General features: G+C 66.4%; 11 protein-coding genes. 4 read left to right on the forward strand and 7 right to left on the reverse strand.

The features are described from left to right. Positions 1 to 22: 22 nt before the first annotated feature. Both AB4Z00_RS06990 and AB4Z00_RS06995 read right to left on the reverse strand, forming a co-directional pair. Complete coding sequence (locus AB4Z00_RS06990; RefSeq protein ID WP_442045436.1) at positions 23 to 10,627, reverse strand: YDG domain-containing protein; 10,605 nt, start codon at positions 10,625 to 10,627, stop codon at positions 23 to 25. A 367-nt stretch (positions 10,628 to 10,994) separates the two neighbouring features. Then, positions 10,995 to 12,260: a tyrosine-type recombinase/integrase gene (locus AB4Z00_RS06995; RefSeq protein WP_442045437.1), complete on the reverse strand. Its 1,266-nt coding sequence runs from the start codon at positions 12,258 to 12,260 to the stop codon at positions 10,995 to 10,997. Between the two features lie 267 nt (positions 12,261 to 12,527). Between AB4Z00_RS06995 and AB4Z00_RS07000 the strand changes: the two genes are divergently transcribed. Beyond that, positions 12,528 to 13,670 carry a hypothetical protein gene (locus tag AB4Z00_RS07000; protein WP_442045438.1) on the forward strand — a complete coding sequence of 381 codons (1,143 nt, stop codon included), beginning with the start codon at positions 12,528 to 12,530 and terminating at the stop codon, positions 13,668 to 13,670. A 1,407-nt stretch (positions 13,671 to 15,077) separates the two neighbouring features. Here AB4Z00_RS07000 and AB4Z00_RS07005 read toward each other — a convergent pair. From AB4Z00_RS07005 to AB4Z00_RS07025, 5 genes are all read right to left on the reverse strand, one after another. Continuing rightward, complete coding sequence (locus AB4Z00_RS07005) at positions 15,078 to 16,427, reverse strand: replication initiator protein A (RefSeq protein WP_442045439.1); 1,350 nt, start codon at positions 16,425 to 16,427, stop codon at positions 15,078 to 15,080. Positions 16,428 to 16,839: 412 nt separating this feature from the next. Next, positions 16,840 to 17,973: a ParB/RepB/Spo0J family partition protein gene (locus tag AB4Z00_RS07010; protein ID WP_442045440.1), complete on the reverse strand. Its 1,134-nt coding sequence runs from the start codon at positions 17,971 to 17,973 to the stop codon at positions 16,840 to 16,842. A 106-nt stretch (positions 17,974 to 18,079) separates the two neighbouring features. Beyond that, on the reverse strand, positions 18,080 to 19,273 hold the full coding sequence (locus AB4Z00_RS07015; RefSeq protein ID WP_132267795.1) for an AAA family ATPase: 1,194 nt from the start codon (positions 19,271 to 19,273) through the stop codon (positions 18,080 to 18,082). Positions 19,274 to 19,505: 232 nt separating this feature from the next. Beyond that, complete coding sequence (locus AB4Z00_RS07020; RefSeq protein ID WP_442045441.1) at positions 19,506 to 20,660, reverse strand: diguanylate cyclase domain-containing protein; 1,155 nt, start codon at positions 20,658 to 20,660, stop codon at positions 19,506 to 19,508. A gap of 393 nt (positions 20,661 to 21,053) precedes the next feature. Beyond that, entirely contained in the window at positions 21,054 to 21,314 is a 261-nt protein-coding gene (locus AB4Z00_RS07025) for a hypothetical protein (RefSeq protein WP_442045442.1), read from the reverse strand. A 105-nt stretch (positions 21,315 to 21,419) separates the two neighbouring features. Here AB4Z00_RS07025 and AB4Z00_RS07030 point away from each other — a divergent pair, with 105 nt between their 5' ends. The 3 genes from AB4Z00_RS07030 (at position 21,420) to AB4Z00_RS07040 (ending at position 24,915) form a co-directional block, all read left to right on the forward strand. Further along, positions 21,420 to 23,069, forward strand: a complete 1,650-nt coding sequence (locus AB4Z00_RS07030) for a ShlB/FhaC/HecB family hemolysin secretion/activation protein (RefSeq protein ID WP_442045443.1) — start codon at positions 21,420 to 21,422, stop codon at positions 23,067 to 23,069. 96 nt (positions 23,070 to 23,165) lie between these two features. After that, positions 23,166 to 23,726 carry a 2OG-Fe(II) oxygenase gene (locus AB4Z00_RS07035; RefSeq protein WP_132267801.1) on the forward strand — a complete coding sequence of 187 codons (561 nt, stop codon included), beginning with the start codon at positions 23,166 to 23,168 and terminating at the stop codon, positions 23,724 to 23,726. A gap of 172 nt (positions 23,727 to 23,898) precedes the next feature. Continuing rightward, entirely contained in the window at positions 23,899 to 24,915 is a 1,017-nt protein-coding gene (locus AB4Z00_RS07040) for a ParB/RepB/Spo0J family partition protein (RefSeq protein WP_132267803.1), read from the forward strand. The last annotated feature ends 472 nt before the right edge of the window (positions 24,916 to 25,387 follow it).

The following is a 25,387-nucleotide window of genomic DNA, read 5'->3' on the forward strand; positions in this document are numbered from 1 at the left end:
CTTCGCAATATCGTGGATCGCATCATTGTCCCCCCATGCCGCCCGGTTCGCCCAGTTCTATCGCCGCAGGCGGCGCTTCGTAGCGGATACGCACTTCCATGCTGCCGCCGCCGCGCGCCAGGATCTGCTCGCTGGAATTGAGCACCGTGCTGCGCTTGGCCACCAGCCAGCCGTCCGCCGTCAGGACCACACCGCCCGGATCGAGGATGCTGGGCATCGCCGCGAAGGCCTGGGTATGGGCCTGGTAGCGCGGGAAGACGCTGGGATAGACCACGTAGAAGCGCGGGAAGGCTCCCGCCGCGAAGCGGGCCAGGTCGGGCGGTTCGGGCAGGCAGGATGCGAGCGAGGTGCAGTTGAACGGTGGGCGGATCGTGCCCGGCCCTTCGGCGCTGTCCGGCAGGTTGTAGTTCGACAGCAGCGTACCGCTATCGGCCAGGTAGTCCGACGGGGAGAGCAGCGCGGTCACCTGGTGGCGGCCGGGCGAAGCCTCCGCATAAGTGCCGGAAGCCTGGGTGATCGTCGCCCCTTCCCCGGCCGCGAAGCCGGTGATCGTGTAATAGCTGGGCACGAGCTGGGCATCGGTGGTGCCGTCCCAGGCCTTGGTGGGATTGCCGGTGATCGCCACCGTCAAGTCCGCGCGGGAGATGGTGCCCGTGCCCGAGGCCAGGGTCGGCAGGACGTAGTTCGCCAGCAGGGTGCCGCTGTTCGGGCTGAAATCACCCTGTGCCAGCGCGGCGGTGACGGTATGCGGCCCGGCATTGGGACCGTCGTAGAGCCCCTGGCCCTGCGTGACGCTGGCGCCCTCGCCCGCGACGAAGCCGGTGAGGGCATAGTTGGCGCTCGTCAGGCGGGCGACCGTGGTGCCGTCGTAGGCGCGGCTGGGGTTGCCGACGATGGCGGCGGTCAGCACCGCGCGTTCGATGGTGCCCGCCCCGCCGGCGCTGGTCGGCAGGGCATAGTTGGACAGCAGCGTGCCGGACTGGGCGGTGAAGTCGGTTTCGGAAAGCAGCGCGGTCACGATCCGCGCGCCGGCATTGGCACTGTCGTAGCGGCCCTGCGCCTGGGTTATGCTGGCCCCGTCGCTGCCGACGAAGCCGGTGAGCAGGTAGTTGCCGGGCGTGAGGCCGATGCCGGTGGTGCCGTCGTAAGTGCGGGTGGGATTGCCGATGATCGCGGCCGTCAGCACGGCCCGCGCGATCGTGCCCGCGCCGCTGGCGCTGGTCGGCAGGATGTAGTTGGACAGCAGCGTGCCGGACTGGGCGGTGAAGTCCGCCGTGCCCAGACCGGCGGTCACGGTCCAGAGGCCCGCGTTCACGCCTGCATAAATGCCCACGGTCTGCGTCACCGCGGCGCCCTCTCCCGGTGCGAAACCGGCCAGGGCGTAGTTTGCGCCGGTCAGCGTGGCGGCATTGGTGCCATCGTAGGGCTTGGTGGGATTGCCGACGATGGCGGCCGAGAGCACCGCCCGCTCGATAGTGCCCAGCCCCGCTGCCGTGGTCGGCAGCAGGTAGTTCGAAAGGACCGTGCCCGCCCCTGCCGCGAAGTCCCCGCTGCCCAGCATCGCCGTCACCAGATGGATGCCGGCATTGGCATCGGCGTATGTGCCCGAAGTCGCGGTGACCGTGGCGCTTTCGCTGCCGATGAAGCCGGTGAGCAGGAAGTTGCCCGGCGTGAGCAGGGCCGCCGTGGAACCGTCGTAGGTCTTGGTGGGATTGCCGAGGATCACGGCGGCCAGCACGGCCTGCGTGATCGTGCCCGCGCCGCTGGCGCTGGCGGGCAGCACGTAGTTCAGCAAGGACGTGCCGCTGTTCGCCACGAAGTCGGCGCTGCCGAGCGCGGCGGTGACGGTGCGCGCGCCGGCATTGGCGCTGTCGTAAGTGCCGACCGTCTCGGTCACCGTGGCGCCCTGCCCGGCGATGAAGCCGGTGAGCGCATAGTTGGCGCTCGTCAGGCTGGCAGCCGTGGTCGCGTCGTAGACCTTGGTGGGATTGCCGAGGATGGTGGCGGTCAGCACGGCGCGCTCGATCAGGCCGATGCCGGTGGCCTGGGTGGGCAGGATGTAGTTGTCGAGCAAGGTGTTCGACTGGGGCGCGAAGTCCCCCGCGCCGAGCGTGGCGGTGATCTGGCGGAACCCGGCATCGGGCGCGGCGAACGTGCCGCTGGCCTGCGTCACGGCGGCGCCCTCGCCCACGGCGAAGCCCGTCATCTGGTAATTGCCCGGAACCAGCGTGATCAGCGTCGTGCCGTCATAGGTCTTGACCGGGATGCCGACGATGGAAGCCGCCAGCGTGGCCTTCCCTATCAGCCCCGCGCCCGTAGCGCTGACCGGCAGGACGTAGTTGTCCAGCAGCGTACCGGCACCCGCGACGAAGTCTCCCGCCGCCAGGCTGGCGGTGACGGTGCGCGCACCGGCGTTGGGGCTGTCGTAGACACCGATGCTGCGCGTCACGCTGGCGCTCTCTCCGGTGACGAAGCCGGTGAGTGCGTAGTTGCCGCTGGTCAGGCGGGCGGCGGCGTTGCCGTCATAGACTTTGGTGGGCGTGCCGACGATGGCGGCCGAAAGCACGGCGCGGTCGATGGTGCCGAGGCCGGCGGCCTCCACCGGCAGGACGTAGTTGGCAAGGTCCGTGCCGGCCCCGGCGACAAAGTCCCCGCTGCCGAGCAGGGCGGTGACCAGCCGGGTGCCCGCATTGGCGCTGCCATAGGCGCCCAGCGCCTGCGTGATGCTGGCGCTTTCGCCCGAGACGAAGCCGGTCAGCTGGTAATTGCCGGAGGCCAGCGTGGCCAGGGTGGTGCCGTCGTACGTCTTGGTGGGATTGCCGACGATCACGGCGGAAAGCGTGGCCTGCCCGATGGTGCCCGCGCCGCTGGCGCCGAGCGGCAGGACGTAGTTCGACAGCAGGGTGCCGGAATTGGCCGTGAAGTCCCCGCTGCCCAGCACGGCGGTGACGGTGCGTGCGCCGGCATTGGCGCTGTCGTAGGCGCCGATGGCCTGCGTGACGCTGGCGCCTTCGCCTGTGACGAACCCGGTGAGCTGGTAATTGGCACCGGTGAGGGCCGCCACCGTGTTGCCGTCATAGGTCTTGGTGGGATTGCCGACGATCGCCGCCGAGAGCACGGCCTGGTTGATGGTGCCCGCCCCGCTCGCGGTGGTCGGCAGGATGTAGTTGGAGAGAAGCGTGCCCGAACCGGCGACGAAGTCACTGTTGGCGAGGTCTGCGGTGACGGTGCGCGCGCCGGCATTGGCGCTGTCGTACCGCCCCGATGCCTGCGTTACCGTAGCGCTTTCGCTGCCCATAAAGCCGGTGAGCTGGTAGTTGGCCGTGCCCAGGATGGCGGCAATGGTACCGTCGTACGTCTTGGTGGGATTGCCGACGATCGAGATGCCCAGCAAGGCCGGGTTGATCGTGCCGTCGCCGCTCGCGCTTGTCGCCAGCACGTAGTTGGAGAGCAGCGTCCCGCTGTTGGCGTCGTAATTGCCGGCGAGCAGCGCAGCGGTAATCGTGCTGATCCCGGCATTGGCGCTGGCATAGGCGCCCTGGGTCTGGTTGATCGTCGCGCCCTCTCCGGTGACGAAGCCGGTGATCTGGTAATTGCCCGCGGCCAGTGTCGCGGCGGTCGTGCCGTCATAAGTCTTGGTGGGATTGCCGATGATCGAGACGTCCAGCCTTGCCGGGGTGATCGTGCCGATAGTCTCGTCCGAGACAAAGCTGGGAATGCTGTAGTTGGCAGCGTCGCCGCCTGCGAGCACCAGCCCCATCAGCGAGACGCTGATGCCGCTCGCCACGTTCCTGTCGGCGTATTCGCCGGTGATCCCGGCCGTATTGACGGTCACGTCATCGCCCGAGACCACGCCGGTCAGGGTATAGGCGGAAGACAGCGTCGGCAGCGTCACGTTGCCGTCATAGGTTTTGGTCACCCCGACCAGCTGGATCTGTGCCTGGGTGATGTCCGCCGAAAGCCCGGTGGGCTGCACCAGCACGTAGTTCCCGAAGTCATCGGCGAGAGCATAGCCGAAGGCGGTCACCGGAATGTCGGTGCCGACGTTGCGGCTGTCGAACGTGCCCGCCGCCCCCGTGGAGACCAGCGAGACGGTGTCTCCGCTCACGACATTGACCAGCGCGGCATTCGTGCTGTTCAGCGTGGCGGCGGTGGTGCCGTCGTAGACCTTGTCGTTCGCCACGACCCCGCTGATCGTCAGTACGCGCTGGTCGATCGTGCCCGCGCCGCTGGCGGAGACAGGCAGGACGTAGTTGGACAGCAGCGTGGCGCCGGTGGCCGAGAAGTCCCCGCTGCCGAGCACGGCGGTGACCGTGCGTGCGCCGGCATTGGCGCTGTCGTAGAGGCCGCCGGTCTGCGTCACCGTCGCGCCTTCGCCCGTGACGAAGCCGTTGATCTGGTAGTTCGCGGAAGTCAGGCTGGCCAGTTTGTTGCCATCATAAGTCTTGGTGGGATTGCCGATGATCGCCGCCGTCAGCTGGGCCTGCGTGATCGTGCCGATGGGGCCGGTCACATCGTTGCTGACGACATAATTGCCCGCGCTGGCGCCCGACAGGGCGAGATTGCGGACCGTCACCGACATGCCGGAGCCGACATTGGCACCGGCATTATATTGGCCCGAGACGCCCGAGGTGTCGGCATTGACGGTGTCGCCGGTCAGGACCCCGGTGAAGCTGTAGCCGGTGGAGGCAGAAGGCAGCGCCGTGGTGCCGTCATAGACCTTGGTCACCGAAGCCAGGATGATCTGGAGCGGGTCGATCCGGGCGGTGAGGCCCTGGGCCTGCACCAGGTTGTAATTGCCCGCATCGGCCCCGGAAACCGTGTAGCCGCTGGTCGTCACGTTCCAGAAGCCGGCGTTGGCGGTGGGATTGCCGGCGCCGTCCACGAAAGTGCCAGTGCTGGCGGCGGTGTCCAGCACGACCACGTCGCTGCCGAGCACGCCGCTGAGGCCGGTGCTGCTGTTGTTCAGCGCGGCGAGCGCGCTCTGGTCGTACGTCTTGTCCAGCGCGGTCGCGCCGATCACGTTGAGGGTTGCGGGCGTGATCGTGCCGATGGCGGCATTGGTTACGCTGGATGCGATCGTGTAGTTCAGCGCATCGGTGCCGGTGATGGCTAGGCCGGACAGCGTCACCAGCTTGCCGGTGCCCACGTTCTTGTTATCGTAATTGCCCGAGATGCCGGCGGCATCGACGCTTACCGTGTCTCCCGCGATGACACCCGAAAGCGTGTAGGCGCTGCCCACGGAGGGAAGGCCGGTCGTGGCATCGTAGACCCGCGTGACGGAGGCAAGCTGGATCGTCGCTTCGGTGATATCCGCCGCAAGGCCCACAGGTTGCAGCACGATGTAGTTCGCCGCATCCGTCCCGGCGGCGGTGTAGCCGGTGGCCGTGACCGGAATGTCGACGCCCACGTTCCTGGTGGCGAACTGCCCGCTTGCGCCGCTGGAAACCAGCGTGACGACATCGCTGCCGAGAATGCCCGTCAGCGAACCCAGCGAACTGTCCAGCCCGGCCAGCGTGGTGCCGTCATAGACTTTGTCCAGCGCGGAAATGCCCACCACCTGCAGGCTGGCCGGCGTGATCGTCCCCGCACCGGAGGCGGAAACCGGCAGGATGTAGTTGGCAAGCTGGGTGCCTGCCCCGGCAGTGAAGTCGCCCGCGCCCAGCGTGGCCGTGACCACCCGCGCGCCGACGTTCTTGCTGTCGTAGGAGCCCAGGGCCTGCGTCACGTCCGCGCTCTCGCCCGCCACGAAGCCGCTGAGGCTGTAATTGGCGGTGGTCAGCGTGGCGGCCGTGGTGGCGTCGTAGACCTTGGTGGGATTGCCGATGATGATCGCGCTCAGCGCCGCCTGGGTGATCGTGCCGGGGCCGGAAATGCTGGTGGGCAGGACATAGTTGGACAGCAGCGTACCGGCATTGGCCCTGAAGTCCGACACCACCAGCGTGGCGGTGACGGTGCGCGCGCCCGCGTTTGCACTGTCGTAAGCGGCCCCCGCGGACTGCGCGATCGTGCCGCCCTCTCCGGTGATGAAGCCCGAAAGCGCATAGTTGGCGGAGGTCAGCGAGACCTGGGTGGTGCCGTCGTAAGTCTTGGTCGGATTGCCGACGATGCTCCCGGTGAGCGCCAGCGGATTGATGTCCGCCGTCAGCCCCGAGGGCTGCGAAAGCGTGTAGTTCCCCGCCTGCGCGCCCGAGATGCCGTATCCGCCCACGTTGACGCGCAAGTCCGTGCCGACGTTGGACTGCAGGAAGGCCGCCGAGAAACTGCCGCCGTCCAGCGCCACGTCGTCCCCCGCCAACACGCCCGAGAGCGTCGCCGCGCCCGAGAGCGTGGCCGCGGTGGTGCCGTCGTAGAACTTGTCGAGCGCGGTGAGGTTGGCAATGGTCAGCCCGCGCGGGGTGATATTGGCCACCAGGCCGCTGGGCTGGAACAGGGTGTAATTGCCCACGTCCGCCCCGGCCACCGTGTAGCCCGAGGCCGTCACCGCGATGCCGTTGCCGACATTGGCCGTGGCGAAAGTGCCGGTGGAGGCCGATGGGTCCAGCGTGACGTCATCGCCGGTAACCAGCCCGTACAGCGTCGCCGTGCCGGCCAGCTGCGCCAGCGTCGTCTGGTCGTAGACCTTGTTCTGGGCGCTGATGCCCAGCACGTTGAGCGGCGCGGGCGTGATCGTGCCGGGGCCCACCGCTTCGGTGGGCAGGGCATAGTTGGTCAGCAGCGTGTTCGCCCCGGCCACGAACTCCGATGCCGAAGCCAGTGCAACCAGGATCGAGCGCGCACCGGCGTTGCGGCTGTCATAATTGCCGACGCGGGACAGCACGGAAATGCTCTCGCCGCTGACGAGGCCGGAAATCGCGAAGTTGCCGGAGGTAAGCCCGATCCGCGTGGTGCCGTTGTAGACGCGCGTGGGGTTGCCGATCACGCTGGCCGTCAGCGGCGCACGCAGGATCGTGCCGATGCCGGTGGCCTCGGTGGGCAGGGTATAGTTGGCCAGGTTGGTGTTGGCGAAGGGATCGAAGTCGGTCGGCGCAAGCTGCACGGTCACCGCCTGCGGCCCGGCATTGGCACTGCCATATTCGCCCACCGTCTGGGTGATCGTGGCCCCTTCGCCGGCGATGAAGCCGCTCAGCGTATAGTCGGCCGGGGTCAGCGTGGCGATGGTATTGCCGTCGTAGACCTTGGTGGGATTGCCGGTGATGTCGACGACGATCACGCCCGGGCCAAGGTTGCGCCGCACGATGGTGCCAAGGCCGGTGACCGGCGAAGGGATGATGTAGTTCGACAGCAATGTGCCGGGATCGGTGGTGAAATTGCTGGCGTCGAGATTGGCCGAAACCGTCCAGATCCCCGCGTTGGACGAGGAATAGGTGCCCTGGCTCTGCGTGACTGTCCCGCCTTCCCCGGTGACCCAGCCGTCCACCTGGAAGTTCGATGGCCCCAGAGAGGCATTGGCATTGCCGTCGTAGGTCTTGGTGGGATTGCCGATGATGGTGATGTTCAAGGGCGCGGGGGTGATCTCGCCCTGGATCGCACCCACCGTGGGGAGGCTGTAGTTCGACAGCAGGGTATTCGGCCCTGCCACGTAGTCCGACGGGCTGAGCGAGACGGCGATGTCCCAGATGCCGACGTTCTTAGAGGCATAGTCCAGCGCGGAGGCCTGATTCAGCGTGATGGATTCGCCGGAAACGAGATTGCCCAGCGCCACTTGCGAGGATGTCACGATGGCGGAGGTCGACCCGTCGTAAACCTTGGTCGGCATGCCGCTGCCGGTTACCGACAGCGGACGCGGCGTGATCGCGGCGCTCAGCGTGGACGAGAAGCTGAGGTCGTAATTGCCCGCATCGGCCCCGCTCAGGCTGAGGCCGTCGATCGTCACCGGAATGCCCGTGCCGACGTTCTTGGTGGCGAAAGTGATCTGCGCGCCCGGACCGGCGACGGGGATGATGTCGTCCCCCGCGAAGAGGCCGGAAACCTGGAGGCCGCCCGTGTTGACGCTGCCGAACAGCGTACCGTCGTAGACTTTGTCGTTGGCGGTGAGCCCGGACACCACCAGCGCGGCGCGGGTGATGTTGGCAGCCAGTCCGCTCGGCTGCGCCACCACGTAGTTCCCCGCGTCCGCGCCGCTCAGTACGACGCCGGTGGCCGTCACTGCGATCGCATTGCCCACGTTCTTGTTCGCAAAGACCCCGCTCGAACCGGAGAAGTCCAGCGTCACGTCATCGCTGCCCACCACGCCGAAGATCGTGGCGGAGCCGGTGTTCAGCACGGCCGCCGTGGTGCTGTCGTAGACCTTGTCGTCCGCCACGATGCCGCTGACGATCAGCGAGGCCGGGTCGATCTGCCCCGCGCCGGTGCCGATGGTGGGCAGGATGTAGTTCGACAGACTGGTCCCTGCCCCGGCGGTGRAGTTGGGCGCCGCGAAGGTGGCATTCACGGTGCGCGCACCGGCATCGGGCGCATCGTAGGCCGCCGTGGCGGCGGCGCCGACGGCGATGGACTCTCCGGCCGCCACCCCGGTCAGCTGGAAATTGGCCGAAGTGAGAGAAACCGCCGTCGTGGCGTTGTAGGTCTTGGTGGGATTGCCGATGATTGCCGCGGTCAGCGCCATGCGGTTGATCGTGCCCGTTGCGGCCGTGACGCTGGGCGTCGCCACGGCATAGCCGAAGACGGGAATGCCGCCGTGGGTCGCTTCGAAATTGGTGGCGGTAACGGCAATGCCGGTGGCGGCGTTCTTGTCCGCATATGTGCCGTCCAGCGTCCAGTCGTCGCTATTGATGAGGCCGGTGACAGTGACGTTGCCATCGTCGAGGAAGGCAGTGGTGGTGCCGTCGTAATCCTTCACTACCGGCCCCAGCGCGAAGCTCACGCTCGGCGCTACCCGGTAGAAACGGCCATTCCCGGAAGCCGGAAGCACGCTGACGTTGTCATAGTCGTAGGCATAATAGTCGGGCGTAAGGCCGCCATCGCTGTCGCCGGCCGGATCGTTCGAGGCCACGAACCAGTTCGCCCCGCTGGAAGATATGGCCGAAGCGCCGCCGTTATTGATGAAAGTGCCGGTTTCCAGCGCGATGACACCGCTGGCGCTGACCGACCCACCCGCGCCGATGGTCAGCACGCCCGGCAGGAAGGCGCCCACCTGGCTGGCGGAAACGGCAGCGCCGATCGAAACGTCACGCTGCGCGTTGATCGTCAGTCCGCCTMCGCCCGAGATGGGCTGGTCGATCAGGACATCGCGAAAGGCATCCAGCGTCAGTCCGCCGGTACCTGTCCAGATGATCGGCGCGGCCACGGTGATATCACCGAAACCACCCGTGCCGCCGGATGTCGTCTGTTGCAGCACGTCGGTGCCAAGGTTCAAGGTGCCTACGATGGTCGAGGCGGCCGCGGCATCGATCAGGATGTCGTCGGGGTCCACCAGCCATTGGCCACCGACCCCGGCGGCAATTGTGGCCGCCCCCAGGTCGAACTTCCGTCCCGAGGTCTCGATCCGGCCGGCCCCCTGCTGACCTCCAGCATAGATCTGCGCGCCATGGGCGATCTCGGTAACCTGAGCGATATCTGCGCCGCTGGCATAGCCTGAGGTGCCGATCAGCACTTCGCCGCCCCGCGTGCCGGTGGCGCTGATGGCCGCCGCCGAAGTGAGACGGACTTGCGCCCCGTTAACGACCACTTTCCCGCCGCTGCCGTCGGCCGCCCTGGCCGCCAGCGTTCCGTCCACCACCACCGTGCCTGAAGGCGCCGTCAGCCACAGCTCGCCGTCGATCGTGGCCGTGCCGGTGGCCTGGACCAGGCCCTCGCGGTTGCCCGCCAGCGCGAAGACATTGCCGTTCGCCGCCTTGAGCGCGGCCGCAGCCGCCTCGATCCGGCCGGTCTGAGTCACGTCGCCGCCCGTGCCGGTCCCGGCTGCGTAGGAGACGTAAATCCCGTCCGCCTTGCCATCGGTGGTCGCCAGCAGCACGTCGTCGGCCGCAGCCAGCGTCACGCGCCCGTTCGCCGCGGTGATGAGACCGCTGTTGGTCACCGAGCGGGCGATGAGGACCACGCTGCCCCCGTCCTGACCGGCGCCTACGCCCGCGGTAATAGTGCCCTGGTTCTCGATCCCCCCGGCCGAAGTCCCGCGCGCGCGCAGCGCCCCGCCCGCCATGAAGGCCGCCGGATCGATCGCCCGCGTGGTGCCCACAAAACTGCCGCCCGTCAGCACTTTGCCGCCCGGTCCCACGATCATCCCGGCCGGGTTCATCAGGTAGACCGAGCCGCTGGCCGAAAGTGTGCCGTCTATGCGCGAGAGTTGCCCGCCCATCACCCGGTTGAGCGTCGCGCCCGCGGCATTGTCGATGCGGACCTTGCGGTCGGTGCCGATGGAAAAGTCGCCCCAGTCGATCACCGCCCGGTTGGAGCCCTGAGTGATCGTCATCGTCGTGCCGGCGACGGAGATCGTGCCCGATCCGCCCGTGAACACCCCGCCCGTCGGCAGCCCCGGCGCCTCGGCCAGGGCCGGTGCGGAGAGCAGCAGCGCCGGAGCCAGCAGCGGCAGGAGCATGGGCCGCAGGATGGGCCGCAGGACGGGCCGCAGGACCGGCCGAAGCCCTGCCGCGGGGAGCCGCCCCAGTGACGTGGTCCGGAGCATGTTCGAACGAATGCGTGCAGATCGGTGCATAAAACCTCGCTGCCCACCCGACTCGCTTGGTACGATCCGCCCGCCCCGCGGGACATCGGGGATTCCCCCTATTGGTTGGGGTAAATGTCGGAGAAGCGGATCAATTCACCGTGCCTGTAACCGCTGGAAATGGCCTCTTCCGCGCGCCGCACCGCCTCTCGGTGGGGGTGACGGGCTGCGGAACAGCGGAGTGGATGACGCGAATTCGCGGATCGCGCCCATGGCGGCGTCCGAGTTTCGCCAGCCCGGTATCCTCGGGCATCATCGCCTGCCCGGTTGGAGCCTTCCAACACGCGGCGAAGTCACGGAGAGCTCAAGCTTAAGGACGCGGGATCGCTCATCGCGTCTCCTCTTCGGCCGAGCGGTCCTCGCGAAAGCCGAGCCGCATCGATCCGCCGCTCAGGCCCGCTATCGCCGCTTCCAGTCCTGCACCGTCCAATGCCACCAGCCCCCGCTCCGCCGCGCGGCGGGCCCTGCCCTTGACGATCGCGCGCACCGCCGCTGCCGTCAGCGCCTGCTCGCCGATGGCATAGTCGACGCGCGCGGGCCGCGCCATGCGGGCGCCAAGACGGCCCTCGCCCTGCCGGTGGTTCCACGCCAGCTTGCGCAGCGGCACGGCATCGGCGCCGCTGCGCGCCTTCACCCGCCGCACCGCCACCCGGCGAAACAGCGGGCCCTCGCGCAGATCCGCTGCCGCGATCCAGGCACGGAGCCGCCGCAAGGTATCGGCCGACAGCGGAACCACGCGCACCGTCTCACCGCCTTTCCGAGGGGGAATGCGCAATTCCTCCGCCTCCAGCGCAAGATCGCTCAGCGTCAAGGCGACGAGTTGGGAAACCCGCAGCCCGCAATCGCTGCCCAGAGACAACAGCGCTGCATCCCTCAGGCCCGGCGGATCGGCCTCGCAGGCCGCCAAGAGCACCGCCAGCGTGATCGCCCTGCCCTGCCCCGCCCCCTCACCCCCGTCGCCGGAACGGAGCGCGGCCAACTGCCGTTGTCCGGCCTTGGCGCGCCCTTTCATCGCCAGCAAGGTACCGCGCACTCTGTCGGCCACCGCGGGATTGGCGCATCCCAGCATCTCGTGAACCGCCCCCAGCGAGGCCAACCGCCGCGCTGCCGTGGCGGGCTTGAGCCCCCGTGCTTCGCAGTCCTCGATATAGCGCACCAGACGCGCCTCGCTGGCCGGAAGCCCGGTCAGGCGCCGTTCCCGGCAAAAGGTGGCGTAATCGTCAAGATCGCTCGCCAGCGCCTTCACGCTCGCCGCGGCCCGGGGAGCGATGGCAGCGCGGAAAGCCGTAGCATCCAGGGCGTGGTGCGAGCCCGCCAAACTGCCGACAAGCGCCAGGAGCTGAGCATTGCGATCGATGGCGCCACCAGCCCGGCGCTGGGGTAGAGACTGCCTTCCGGCCGCATGGACGGTGACGATCGCATCGTCCTCCCCGCTGCCCGCCGCCGACATCCCGGCGGCACGAAATGCGGCCCCATCGCCTTTGCCGGCCTGATGCAAGTCATGCTCCTCCATCGGGCGAGCGCCCGAGTTCAGCCCGCCCTCTTCCATCGCTACAACCTGCTCACCTCGCCCGTGCGCTGTAATGGCACCCACACTCCTTCGAAGCGCCCCTCAAAAAAGGGCGGAATTCCGCCGCCAGCGAGACTATCGGCAAGGTGGCGAGCGGCATCGAGCGCCGCTTCCTTACCGCAGTTAACGGCGCGTCCGACCGCTGCGCGCCCGAGGATCGCGCCTGCCTTCCGCACCTTGACTATACCACGTTTCGATTATCGATAGTGAAGCAAATCTTGACACCAGCAGGTGCAAAGCTAACTTGATTTAAGTTTCACTTGGTGCAGTCCGTTGTTTCAAGGGCGTTTTATGCAGCCGGATCCATCACACCCCCTGGAACCCGCCCCGATCACGCTCTGCGCCCTGCTTCTGGGCCGCACCCAGATCGGCATTTCGCGGGCCAGTGACGCCGCCCTGCCGGTTCTGGCCGCCCGGTCGATCCGCGAAAGCCTCCTGACCGCGCTTCGACAGGAAGGCCACGAATTCACCGAAAGCCGTTTCTTCACCTGGTTTGCCGGGCTGGACACGCTTTCGGAGGGCTCGCCCGCCAGTTTACGCCCTCCCAAGGCCCTCTGCCAAGCCATTCTAACCGAATTCCGGCACAATCCCTGGCCTCCCCTCGCCCTGGCCGCCGAAGCCCTTCTGCGGGCCTTCCTCGCCCCCAGCGACGTCCACCTCGGAACCGAGCACGAGGACGCCCATACCGCGGTCCAGGCGGCGCACGCGCTGATCGCCGCCATCGACGGCCCGGAGGACGCCCTCCCCTTTCATGCGGCCGCCCGCCTGTTCGCTGCCGCGGCCCGCTCGCCGCACTTCGCCCGCCAGATGCCCAGCCTCGCTCTGGTTCGCGGCATGGCCATGGAACAGCGCCCTACCGGCCATGCAGGCTGGGCGTTGGACATCCTCGCCGGGCGCTACCTCTCGCCGCGTCACGGGCTCCCTGCCGCGCTGCCTCTACCGGGCCTCGTGGTGCTACCCGCGGGACTTCCCGATGGCGATGACCCCGATGTTGCCCAGGAGGCGATAGCCGCCCTGCACGGCGCCTTTTCGCGGATCGATCGCTGGCTGACCGAAGCCGAACGCGACGGCGCGCGCATCTCGGCAGGCTTGCACGACCGTCGCAGTTCCGGCCGCGCGCGGGAACTGGCCGGCTATCTCGCCGGGTTCGGCCCGCTGCGCGGCGCGCAGATCGAAGCCCTGATCGGCGTCTCGCGCCCCGGCGTCCGCGTCCTGACCACCACCTTGAGCGAAGCCGGCCTCATCGAGACCCATGTTTCGCGCAACGCCGCGCGCGTCCACGCCTACCTGCCCTGGGAACCCGAAGCGCCCGCACCGCCACCGGCGCAGGAGAAGTTCACCCCCTCGCGCGAGGCCATCGACGACTACGAAGCCTCCATGCGCGCCATCGAAGACCTGCTGAACCGCACCGCCGCCCGAGACGATGACGGCTGACGCCGACGGGTGACTATGCCCTCGGTCGACGGCGGCGCTCTTTGCAATCGCCACCGTTCGCCTCGGGGGCGCCCGGCTTAACGGCTTCTGCCGATCCAGGCAGGTCGCATCGCAAATGTCACGGCCCAGAGGGATGACCCGGGTTGTCCGTCGCCGCGCCTATTCGCGGGAGGGTGACGAGTTTGCCGGCGAGGTAGCAGGTTGATCTGACCTGGGCCGATTTCTGGAGGACCGGGGCGAAAAACGGCCTTCGGGACCGATTCCAGAGGCCTTCGCGCGAATTTTCGCGGAAAATCGCGGTTTTCCAGCGCCCTGAAAGCGGCCTTCGTAGAGCGCCGAAACAGGCCTGGGGTAGGGTAAGGGTCCACCAAGGACCTGAAAGCGCTCTACGGGCTTCTCAGGGCAAAAATTTGACATGCCAGACGCGTGACGGGCCCTCGGGCGCTGCGGTTTGAATCAATATGCGCCTGAAGGTCCGGAAATTGATTCAACTCGCGTTTCCGCAGCCAGCAAGCGGCGCCGCCGGGCGGATTCATCCGGAGTGGCTCTGGACGCGAGGCAGCGGCGGGAAAGGCCCGCACTCTTGGCACCCCTTTTCAACCAGGCGCAGCCCCCTCCCCCATTTCTCCCCAAAGGCAAACTTCGTGCGGAGCGGTTAGAAAGGTGTTTAGAGGGATTCTGTTAGAAGAAGTTAGACCGCCGGGATCTGCGCTGCAGCGCCGCGAGTCCCGCGATTCGCATTTTCGGGCCATTCCCGAAGTGTCGTTGCTTCGTTCCCGAAGTGTCGTAGGACCTGTTCCCGAAAGGTCGAATGCGTGTTCCTGAAAGGTCGACGTGCTGTTCCCGAAGGGTCGAAACATGCGGTTTGGGCGTTCCCGGTGTGTCGAAGGCCTGAATTTCCGTCGGATATTTGAATCACTTTCCAAAGGGGTCGGTGTGGAAAGGTTCAATCGCGCCGCTCTTGCGCCAGCCTTCGTCGCGTTGCCGCTTCGCTTCACCTCCAGACGCGACACTTCGGGAACGGCCCGATCGGCGAACGACCAGAGACAGACGCGAGACGAAGGGACGCGGTGAGAACGGGCGCTTGCGGGCGCCAGGATGACCTGCGCAAACGGGCCTATGTGCGACTGGGAATCTCGAGTTCCTTTCCCCACCGAGAGAGGTCCTCGGGCCGCTTCATCACCTTCCCTCTACTTGGGAGCAATCGCGGTTGGCGTCGAGATGAAGGAGGGGCGCCTGCCGCCACATCCGCGCCTTGCCGAATAGGGCGTGTCCGGGCCGCAAAGACGGGGAGCGCGCAGCGATGCTGGGCCAGAGCTGGTGCGGGAATGGGCAAAGAGAAGGGCCCCGAAGCGGTTGTCGCTTCGGGGCCTTCGGTCTGAGGTCTGCGGCAGGATCGGGGAGCGGTCAGCCCCGCAAGTTGCGACCGTGCTTTTCGTGGTGGCGCTTGACCCAGCCCACGAAGGCGCGCTGCCAGTCGGCGGGGGTGCGGTCGGGAGAGGCGGCGATCCAGCGTTCGAACTCTGCATGCAGGGCGTGGAGGTCCCAGCCCGGGCACGTGCGGCGCAAGTGGTCGATGGTCTCGTCGGTCATGAAACCGCGGGTCGCGGCTTCCGACAGGCCGATGACGGTGCGGCGGATGAGGTGGCTGGCGTCGACCACGGGTTCATTCGGCGCGCCCGGGTGGGCGGCCGGAGACGTTGCCGAGACAGCTTGGGATGCGGCCGGTTTCCCCGGGGAAACGGCGGTGCGGGCGGCGGCTGTCGCGGTGACCTTGCGGGGGCGGGCAGGGGCCTTGGGAGGCGTCGCCGCCTCGGTGGGTAGGGGTGCGCGGGGGGTGGCGAAGGCGCGATCGATGGCCTGCTCCATTTCGTCCTCGTTCGCAGCGGGACTGGCAGGCAGTCCCTTTTCCGCGCCGCCCTTGCCGTCGACGCGGCGCATGCGGATCATCGGCTCCCCGTCGCGCGCGGTTTCCAGCGACAGCGCGTAGCCGGGGAGGTCGTCCTTCTCGACCAGTTTCAGCATCTCGAACTTGAAGCGGCGGTATTGTCCTTCCGCGCCGGACTTCTCGAAGAGCACCGGCATGGAAATCGCAAAGCCGCCCTCGCCCGCGCCGCCGGCGTGCTTGCGCGCGACTTTGTAGAGCCAGCGCTCGCGGCCGCCGGTGATGTCGAAATAGGCCCGATCGATGGAGAGCACGCCGCCCTTCATCATCACGCCTTCCCAGAACCAGTTCGACAGTTCGATGGTCATGCCGCGCGAGCGTTCGGTGCGCTCGTCCACCAGCTGGGTCCAGCCATCGAGCCAGGAGAAGGTCGCTTCGCGGCGGTTCTCGGCACGGATGTTGGTCTTGATCGTCGTGGCCACGAGCCGATCGAGCGCCTGGCTGAGCAGTTCGTAGGCGCGGCCCGTGGTCGGCCGGCCGATGGCGCGCAGCAGGTCATAAGGCATGAGGTGCAGCTTGCGCGGCACATCGTTGACGCCGCGGCGTGCCATATCGGCGAGCATGCTGGCGCAGTAGATCAGGATGTCGGCATCCCAGATCGTGGCCATGCCGTAGTCCGGGTTGGCCGAGACGTGGACCCAGAGCTTGCTGTCGGGGCTGGTGTAATCGATCGGCTTGACGCGCTTGGACTTGGCGAGGCTGAAGAAGGGACGCTCCATCATCTCGCGCTGGTCGCGCATCGGCAGGTCCGCGATATACGGAAGGAACAGGTCGAACTGTTCAGAGGCCGTCTCTTTGCGTGGGCGACTCATTATCTCATTCCGAAGTCAGGACGGTGGACACAGGTTGACCCGGACACGGCGTTTCCCTGTTTCCCCGGGGAAACAAGAATCGGCGGATTCGGGTGATTCCCGGCATAATGGCGGCGCGCGCGGGGCTGGGCAAATGGCCGGAACGCTTGCTTGTGCAGAACTTGTGCGTGGTTTCGGGCGCTTGTGCGGGGGGCCGCGAGCGAGTCCGGACCGGCGATGGCTCCTCGGCTCCGAGCCGGGGGCGAGGGCAGGGGGGTGTTTCCCCGGGGAAACATCGAAAGCGCAGCGGGTGCGGACATGAAAAAAGCAGGGGTGGCGCCCCTGCTTTTCGATCCGTCTTCCGGCAATGGAGGGAAGAGGGGGGCCGTTTCGACGTTCTCGAAAAGCCAGGCCGCCTTCTTCCCTCCCGGTGTCATGTCTGCAGCCCGCGTCCCTCGCCATCGAGCTGGATGAGCAGGTTGCGCACGGCATTGACCACTTCGTCGCGGCTTGCGCCCGAACCCGCGTGGAGGCGGAGCGTCACGCCCTGGCGGTTGCTGGTCTGCACCGAGGCCATCGTACGGCCATGGCGCGATACGATGACCATCGGATCCGGCTTCACCCGCTCGGCGTCGGGCGCCGAGAGCAGGGCCTTGAGAACGTCCGCGGCGGGAAGGGTAGGGCGTCCATCGGCGCGGCGACCGGCCTGCTCACGCGCGAGGCGCGCCGCTTCCTTGCGCACGGCGGCGGCCTTGTCCTTATCGTCGAGCAACTGGGCCAGCGGATAGGCGGGCTTGAGCTGCACGTCGGCCGGCGAAGCGAAAGCCGAGAGCACCGCGTCGGGAATGGCGGCGACCTTGAGCATTTTCGACAGCCAGCCCTTGGAGAGCTTCAGCCGTTCGGCCATGCGGGTCATGTGGTTGCCGTAGTGGTCGCGCAGGGCCTGGGCGTAATTGCGGGCCCGTTCGAGATCCGAGACGTCCTTGCGTGCGCGGTTTTCGAGGTCGGCCAGGCGGAACGCGGCTTCGTCATCCAGTTGGGCGACTTGCGCCACGAACTGCATGTCCGGATAGGAATGGCCGCGCAGCCAGGAGATCGACCAGTGGCGGCGGGTGCCGGCGATGACTTCGTAGTCGTGATCGGCATCGCCTTCGACCCGGCGCACGACGGCAGGGACTTTCTGTCCCCCTTCGGCGATGATCGAATCGATCAGTTCCTGGCAGGACTCTTCCGAGAGGTGGGCATAGGAACGGGCATTGCCCGGCCAGATCCGCACGCGTGCCGGATCGAGCAGGAGCTGGGTGACCTGCCGCACTTCGCCGGTGGCGACACGGGCGAGGGCACTCTCGCGCCCCAGCAGCGTGGTGCCGCGCGTCCTTTCGGTGCGGGGCCTGCCTTCCAGGCCGCCTGTGTGCCCGGATACGTGCCCGGATGCGGAAAGGGCCGATTGCGCAGTGGACGAGCCATCCTCAGCCGCGACATTGGCGGCGGGCGCCGTGTCGTCATCCAGGTTCAGGTCGTCGTCGGAAAGCAGGGCGGCGAGATAGTCGGATTGCTTGCGGGCCATGGCTTACCTCAAAGATAGCTGGCGAGAAGAAGGGCGAGAATCGCGCCGGAACATATGACGAACAAATTCCCTGTAGGAAAACGTTTTTTCGTCCGTTGCGAGGAGCTTAGCCATTGACCAGCAAGTCCTCGTCCACCCGCTGCGAGCGGCCCCATCCGGTGCGTACCAGTTGTTCGATCTGGCCCAGGGCCTCGTCGAGATTGGCCTTGCAGCGCTTGTGCGTCCGCGGTGTGCCGATGGCCTTTTCCAGCTCGTAGACGGTCATCATGCGCAAGGCGGCATGGCTGATCTCGGCACTTTCCAGGATCGGCACCGGCAGCAGGGCCGGGCCGAACGTCTGCTCCATGATGGAGCGGACCATCTCGTGGCTGGGATCGTTGCCGTCGAACTTCGAGCAGATCAGGCGCACGAAGGAATAGTCCACCGAGATGCCCGCGCCCACCAGCTGTTCGAGCACCTGGTCCATCATCGAGAGGAACTGCACCGTTGAACAGAAGTCGGGCGTGGTGGCGGCCAGCGGCACGAGCAGCGCATTGGCGGCCTGCATCACCGCGAGCGAGATCGTGCCCAGCGCCGGCGGCGGATCGAGGATCACCACGTCATATTCGCGCGCCAGATCCATCAGGCCCTGCTTCAGCTTGCGGAAGCGTGCGGCCAACACCGACTGACCATCCGCACCGGCCGCGGCGAGTTCATATTCGACGTCGAAGAGTTCGAGGTTCGAAGGGATCAGGTCGACATTGGGCCAAGGCGTCCGCTTGACCGCGTAGAGCAGGTCGGCCTGGGTGGGGTCGATCGAGAGGTAGGGGTAGAGCGTCTCTTCCCGCGTGATGTTGAAGTGCGGGTTGAAGCCGAACAGCGTGGTCGTGGTGGCCTGGCTGTCGCAATCGACGACGAGCACACGGTAGCCCTGCACCGCGAAATAGTGCGCGAGGTGCGTTGTGACCGTCGACTTGCCGACGCCGCCCTTGAAGTTCTGCACGGCGATCATCGCCGGAACATCGAGCGGCGCGCGGGCAGGGGAGGCGCCCAGAACTTCGCGCATGTGGAGCATTTCCTCCACCGTGTAGCCCAGGCGGCGACCGTTGCCGGCGGCGGGCGGCGGCGGCAGGCGCCCGTCGTCCTCGGCCATGCGAATCCGGTTGGTGGAGCAGCCGAGCAGTGTCGCGGCTTCGGCAATGCCGAAACGAACGTTGAGGCCCTTGCGGCTTTCGGGCAAGAAGGCCTTGCGCCGCAGCCGTTCGATCATCTTCTCTCCGGCTTGCGCCATTTCCGAGATACGGTCGACTTGTGAATGCATGTCCCGCCTGCAAAATACTTTTGAACGAGTTTGCAGGTATATGCCTGGGGCGATGTTCAGTCGAGCGCAAAAATCCGGGAAAGCATGACTATCTGTGGGTTTCTGGGGCGTTGCGTCCGATCAGTGCGGCCATGGGGCAAAGGTCTCGGCAATAAACCGCGAAGCGGCGGAAGGATTCAATTGCCGGCCGCAGTGACGCACCGCGCGATGTCACAAGGTGATTCGCACGCCGCTACCAGTCCGCGCCATTGACGGTCTTGCCTGCGACTCTTTCCAAGCGCCCCCGCTTGGCGAGGTAGAGCCGGGCATCCGCCTCGTCGAGCAAGACGGTCAGATCCTCCCTGCCGTTGCTGGTCACGACGGTGCCGATGGATGCGGTGATCGCCAGCGTCAGATCGCCCACCAGGAAGGGCTGGGCGATCGCCGCCACCAGCCTTTGCGCCAGGAACTCCGCTTCCTCGCCGCGGTGAAGGCCATATTGGAGCACGGCGAATTCGTCTCCGCCCAGGCGGGCGACGATGTCTCCGCTGCGGATCGCCCCGCGCAGCCGGTCTGCCACGAGGGCGAGCAACATGTCGCCGATGCTGTGGCCGTAATCGTCGTTCACCGGCTTGAAGCCGTTGAGGTCCAGATAATGCACCGCGATCAGCCCGGAAGACGAGATGAGGCGCGTGTTCTCGTCGAAGTATTCGCGCAAGGCAAGGCGATTGGGCAGGGCGGTCAGGCTGTCGCTGCGGGCCAGCGAGACCGAGAGCAGGCGCTTGCCGATCTCCGCCTTGACGATCTCGAAGCGCATTTTCAGCGCCTGCATCCCGCCGACCAGATAGGCCGCGGTGATCAGGGCCGTCCCTATATATAAAGGTGTGCCGTGCAGGGCGGCCGTGACGACGATCGGTCCCGCCGCCGCCAGCATCGAGAGATTGGCGATGGCCGGCCTTCGCCCGACGCCCGTGACCACGCCCGCGCAGAAACCCATGACGGTGCAGATCACCAGCATGTGTGCCTGCGGGTCCGGCAGGGCGAAGACCCGCGCGCCGAAAGTCCCCAACAGGATCGCGAAGCCGACATAGGGAACGGCAAAAGCCACTTCGAGCCGCCGCGCCTCGGCCTTGGCGATCACCCCGGTCAAGGCGCGTTGCCGGAAGCGCCGGGCCACCTCGATGCGGGCGATCCAGGTGAGCAGCGCGGCCGAGCCGACCAGCAGAACCGCGCGGTCCTCGCTGGAATGGTAGACGAGAACGAAACAGACGAGAAAAATCACCAGCATGTAGAGCGCCTGCGCGATCGTCTCGTAGAGACTGCGCACGAGTTCGACATAGGCCCGCTCCGCCAGGCTTTCGACAGGCACCGTCTCCGCGGATGACGTTTCGCCCGGTGACGGGGTCATGGCTCTCTCCCAATTCCGCTTTGCGGATATTCTCTCTTCACCTCGTTGAAATCGTCGAGCCCCTCGGTAGTTGCCCGGGGAGCGCCGACGGCGAGGCGACTGGCTGCTATACTTATAGCGCCGCGGGATGAACGGATCGCTTATCATTTCCGGGGCGGGCGATGGGCTTTGCATGTCCGCCGGAGCAGTGATCGGCGCCGAACGGGCAGGGCGCTGCCTGCGTCCAAGGGCTAATTTGTAGCCGAAACGACCTATATCCGCTTTCCGGCGCCTTGCGGGCCTTTCCCCGCCGGACAGCCGGTTGGAGCCGACTTGGCGGCGATTTGCGTAACTTGTCCGAGGTCGTTTTTGGGGCTCTCCTCGGCCCTCATAGTCTAAAATAGTAACTATAAATCAGAGAGTTATTGAATTCATTCCGATGATCGCCATCGCCGCGATCAATCCTGGCGAAAGCCCGGATATGGTTACCGATTTCCTGCCGGCCCCGCCTTTTTCCGCGCCCTGAAGCCGGCTTTGCGTAGCGCCGGTGACGGGGCTTCCCCGACCGTCGGCCAGCAAACCCGCATAACCGCCTCGAAGCAGCCGCTCCGGCTCCAGTTCGGGATGCCGGGCGAGTCCATGTTCTTCATCTTGCGGGGAAAGCTCTTCCGACACTTCACCCCCGCAAACACCATCAGGCGATCACGAACCATGACGGCTTCGGCAATTCCCTCACCCCCAAGCCGGTCCCGGAGGCTGGCGCGAAAGCTGGGCCTGCTGATGGCGGGCCTCTTGCTTCCGTCGATGCCGTTCCAGGCCGCGCAGGCGCAGATCGCCGCGCCGTCTCCGCAGGCCCCGATCATCGACCGCGACCGTGTCGACCGGCAGGATCCCGACGTGCCGCGGGTGCCGGCGCCGGCGCAAGTGCCGCAGGCGCAAACCCCGGTGGTCGCCACGCCAGCGGCACCTTCGGGCGGAGCCGGCGTCGCGCTGACCGGCCTGCGATACGAAGGCTCCACCCTGCCCAAGCCGCTGCTCGACAAGGCCGTCGCCGCTTTCATCGGCGCCCCGTTGAACCGGGACAACCTGCAGAAGATCGCCAACGCCATCAGCACTACTTACGGGCAGAGCGACATCGCCTTCTTCGCCGTGTCGATCCCGCAGCAAGTGCCCACCGGCGGCGTGCTCACGGTCCGCGTGCTGGAAGGGCGCATCACCCGTTACACGCTGGACGGCAAGACGCGCAGCACGCCGACGCGCCTGATCGACGCGCAAGTGAAGCGTCTCCTGCGCGAGACGCCGACTCACAAGTCCACCATCGAGCGCACCATTTCCCTGCTGCGCGACATTCCCGGCCAGACCGTGCAGGCCAGCCTGAAGCAGACGCCGACCCCCGGCGAGCTGGCGCTCGACCTCAAGGTGGACCGCAAGCAAGTGGACGTCACGCTGAACGTCAACAACAACGGCATCGTCAATGTCACCACGGGCGTGCAGACCCAGCTTTCGGCCGCGGTGAACGGCGTGCTGCGCGAAGGCGATACCACGCGCTTCTCGGGGAACCTGCCGTTCAACCCGGATCGCTACCAGTTCTACTCGCTGAGCCACGCTACGCCGATCGGCTCCAACGGCACCACGCTGGGCGTCAGCGGCGCCTATGTCCGCACCAAGACCCGCGACCTGAACATCATCGGCGAAGCGAAGCAGGGCGGCATCGCCATCTCGCACCCGCTGATCCGCTCCTATCGCCGCAATCTCTCCCTGAGCCTTTCGCTCGACGGGACGAACAGCACCAATTACTTCCTCGATACGGCGTTCGGCGGTTTCAAGACGCGGGCTTTGCGGCTCGGCACGGTATGGTCGTCGATCGACAAGACCGGCGGCTATGCCATCTCCACCAGTCTGAGCCAGGGCCTGGACGCCTTGGGCGCGCGGCCGATCGAGGGCTATTCCGATGCCTCGTTCCGCAAGGCCAACGTGCAGCTCACCGCGATCAAGGAATTGACCAAGGCCGTCTCCGTCAAGGCCACGCTGCGCGGCCAATATAGCGGCGACCGGTTGCCGACCACCGAGCGCTTCCCCTTGGGCGGCGAGGGCGCGGGCATGGCTTACCGCATCGGCATCATCACCTCGGACAAGGCAGCCGCAGGCAGTCTGGAACTGTCCTGGCGCGTCGCGGGGAAGCCAGCGGGTGCCACGCGCGGCCTGACGGTCTTTGCCTATACCGATGGAGCGCTGGCGCACAGCTACGAGCGACCAGCCTACCGACTGGCGGCTCAGGACTTTTCGCTGGCGACCGCAGGTGCCGGGGTACGGGTAACGCCGGTCAAGGGCTGGACTGCGACTGCACAAATTGCAGTACCTGTCAAGTCTCCATCGGAGTTCTACAGTAAAAAGGCGCGGTTCTTCTTCAGCGTCAACCGGACGGTCTGATTTGCGCTTTTGCGTGTACGCAAAACGCCCGGCGCTCTCCGTGCGCGCCTTTTCACTGGATCATGAAATTCACGCGTCGAAGGAATGGGGCGGACGATGAAGAATGTTTGGGAAGTCTGGACCAGTGCGTTCACCGATGCCGAGTGCGACGCCATCATCAAGCGTGCCGAGGGATATGCGGAACAGGACGCAACGATCGGGTTCTCCGGCAACTTGCGCAGCGATCTTGGGCATCGCACTTCGACAGTCCGCTGGTTGGACGCCGGGCGCGAGAAGGACATCGTTTCGCGCGTCATGGATTTCGTCCGCCCCTCCAACCGCACGAACTTCGGCGTGGAGATCGAAGCGCCTTACGAACTTCAGTTCACGGAATACCGCGCCACGAACAAAGGGCATTATGATTGGCATCAGGACGTGTGGCTTGAATCCACCCGGCCCTTTGCGCGCAAGCTGTCGGTCGTCGTCCAGCTATCCAACGCTAGCGACTACAACGGCGGTGCGTTCGAGTTCTTCGGGATCGCCAACCCGGCCGAGCAATTCGCGCCGCGTGGCAGTCTGCTGATCTTTCCGTCCTTCCTTCAGCACCGCGTATTGCCCGTCATCGAAGGGACACGGCGCAGCCTTGTCACCTGGGTCGAAGGCCCCAACTGGCGTTGATCCGGGGCGGCGAAGGCAACGGGGCGGGCGTCGAGAGTGCCTGCAGCCGCGCAGGGGACCGTAACCGCACCGAAGTGGTGCCATAACTCCGCCGATACGAACATTGTTTAACACCCGCTTTGCGAAAAGCGCGGATATGAAAAGGGCTTGGTCAGAGGTTGTGGAGAGTGACATGGGCGGGTTTGTACGGGACATTTTGACGACCTTGTCCTACGAACCTCATCCGGCCGAAGCGGCGGGCGTGGACGGTGAAGCGCTGTCGCGGCTCGATCAGCGCCTTGCCGGATTTGCGCAGGGCAGCGGCAGGGCCCGCACGGCGATTTCCATTCGCCCTTCCGATTGCAGCGTCTGGGATGGCAACCCGCGCGATGTGCCCGGCCTCTCGGCGGAAAGCTGCCGCTCGCTGATCGAATCGATCGCGCAGGAAGACGGAAATCGCATTCCCGTGCTCGTCCGCCACAATGCACCCGGCGCCGATCATCCCTATCAGTTGCTGGTCGGTAGCCGCAGGCGCTTCTCGGTGGACTGGCTGAATCACAATGGCCGGCCGGAGATTCGCCTGACAGCGCTCATCGTCGATCTCACTGACGAAGAAGCGTTTCGCCTCGCGGATATCGAAAACCGCGAGCGGGAAGATATCACCGAACTGGACCGCGCCCGCAGCTATCAGAATGCGGTCGACAGGTTCTACGGCGGGGTGCAATCGCGCATGGCCGAAGCGCTGAACCTGTCGAACAGCCAGTTGAGCCGCCTGCTGTCCCTCGCGCAAATGCCGGACGAAGTCGTCAATGCCTTCGCCACGCGTGACGAACTGCGGGTGCGCCACTCCGAAGTGCTGACGCCGCTGTTGCGCCGTGCCGAACAGCGGGAACGCCTGCTGGTCAGCGCACGCCTGATCGGGGAAGAGCAGCAACGCCTCGCCGCCGGGGGAGAGCGAATGATCCCGGCCGCCACCGTTCTTGCCCGTCTGAAAGACGCCGCCAAGGAAGGCGACATCCGGCGCGGCAACGACCGGCCCCTGGTTCTCGGTGATGCACGCGTGGGCCGCATCCGGGCCGGAAGGGAAGGGCTGGCCGTGGACTTGCTCGTTTCCGAAGAAACCGACATCGACGCCTTGCTCGTTACCTTGCGGGACGCCCTGATCGACAGCCGCCGCCTTCTCTCGGTAGAGCCGGAGCCGGCCGCCTGACCGAGCGGGCCATAGCGGCTTCCGTGGCCGTTCGCGGCGGTGAAGGGCAACTCGTTGGCGCTGACGGGGTGACCGGGTATATCGTTACTCCCTGGCGGGGCGGGATTTCTCCCTAATCTTTCAGCCTCTGGCTGGGCCGATTCGCCGGCTGACCGGCGGGGCTGCGAAGGTGGCGGCGGTTGAATTCGTGGCTGACAGATTTTCTCCAGCCATGACAGGCGTCGTCTTCGGCAGCCTGTTCCAAACAATAGTCTTTTCGGTTCTAACCGCTCGGCAGGCGGTTTGGCCGACTTGCGCGCCTTGCGTACTTCCTTCCCCTCCGATCCGACGATGAGCATGGCCTTTGCGTGGCGCCAGCCCCGCAAAGGCCCGATTTTCCGTGCGCGACAGCACCTTTGCTCATTCCCGATGCGGGACTGTCGCAAGTCCGGGATCGGCAGTTTCAGGCCGGTTCCATCTGGCCGCGAAGCGC

The sequence above is a fragment of the Novosphingobium sp. YAF33 genome, assembly GCF_052113265.1.
GTDB lineage: Bacteria > Pseudomonadota > Alphaproteobacteria > Sphingomonadales > Sphingomonadaceae > Novosphingobium.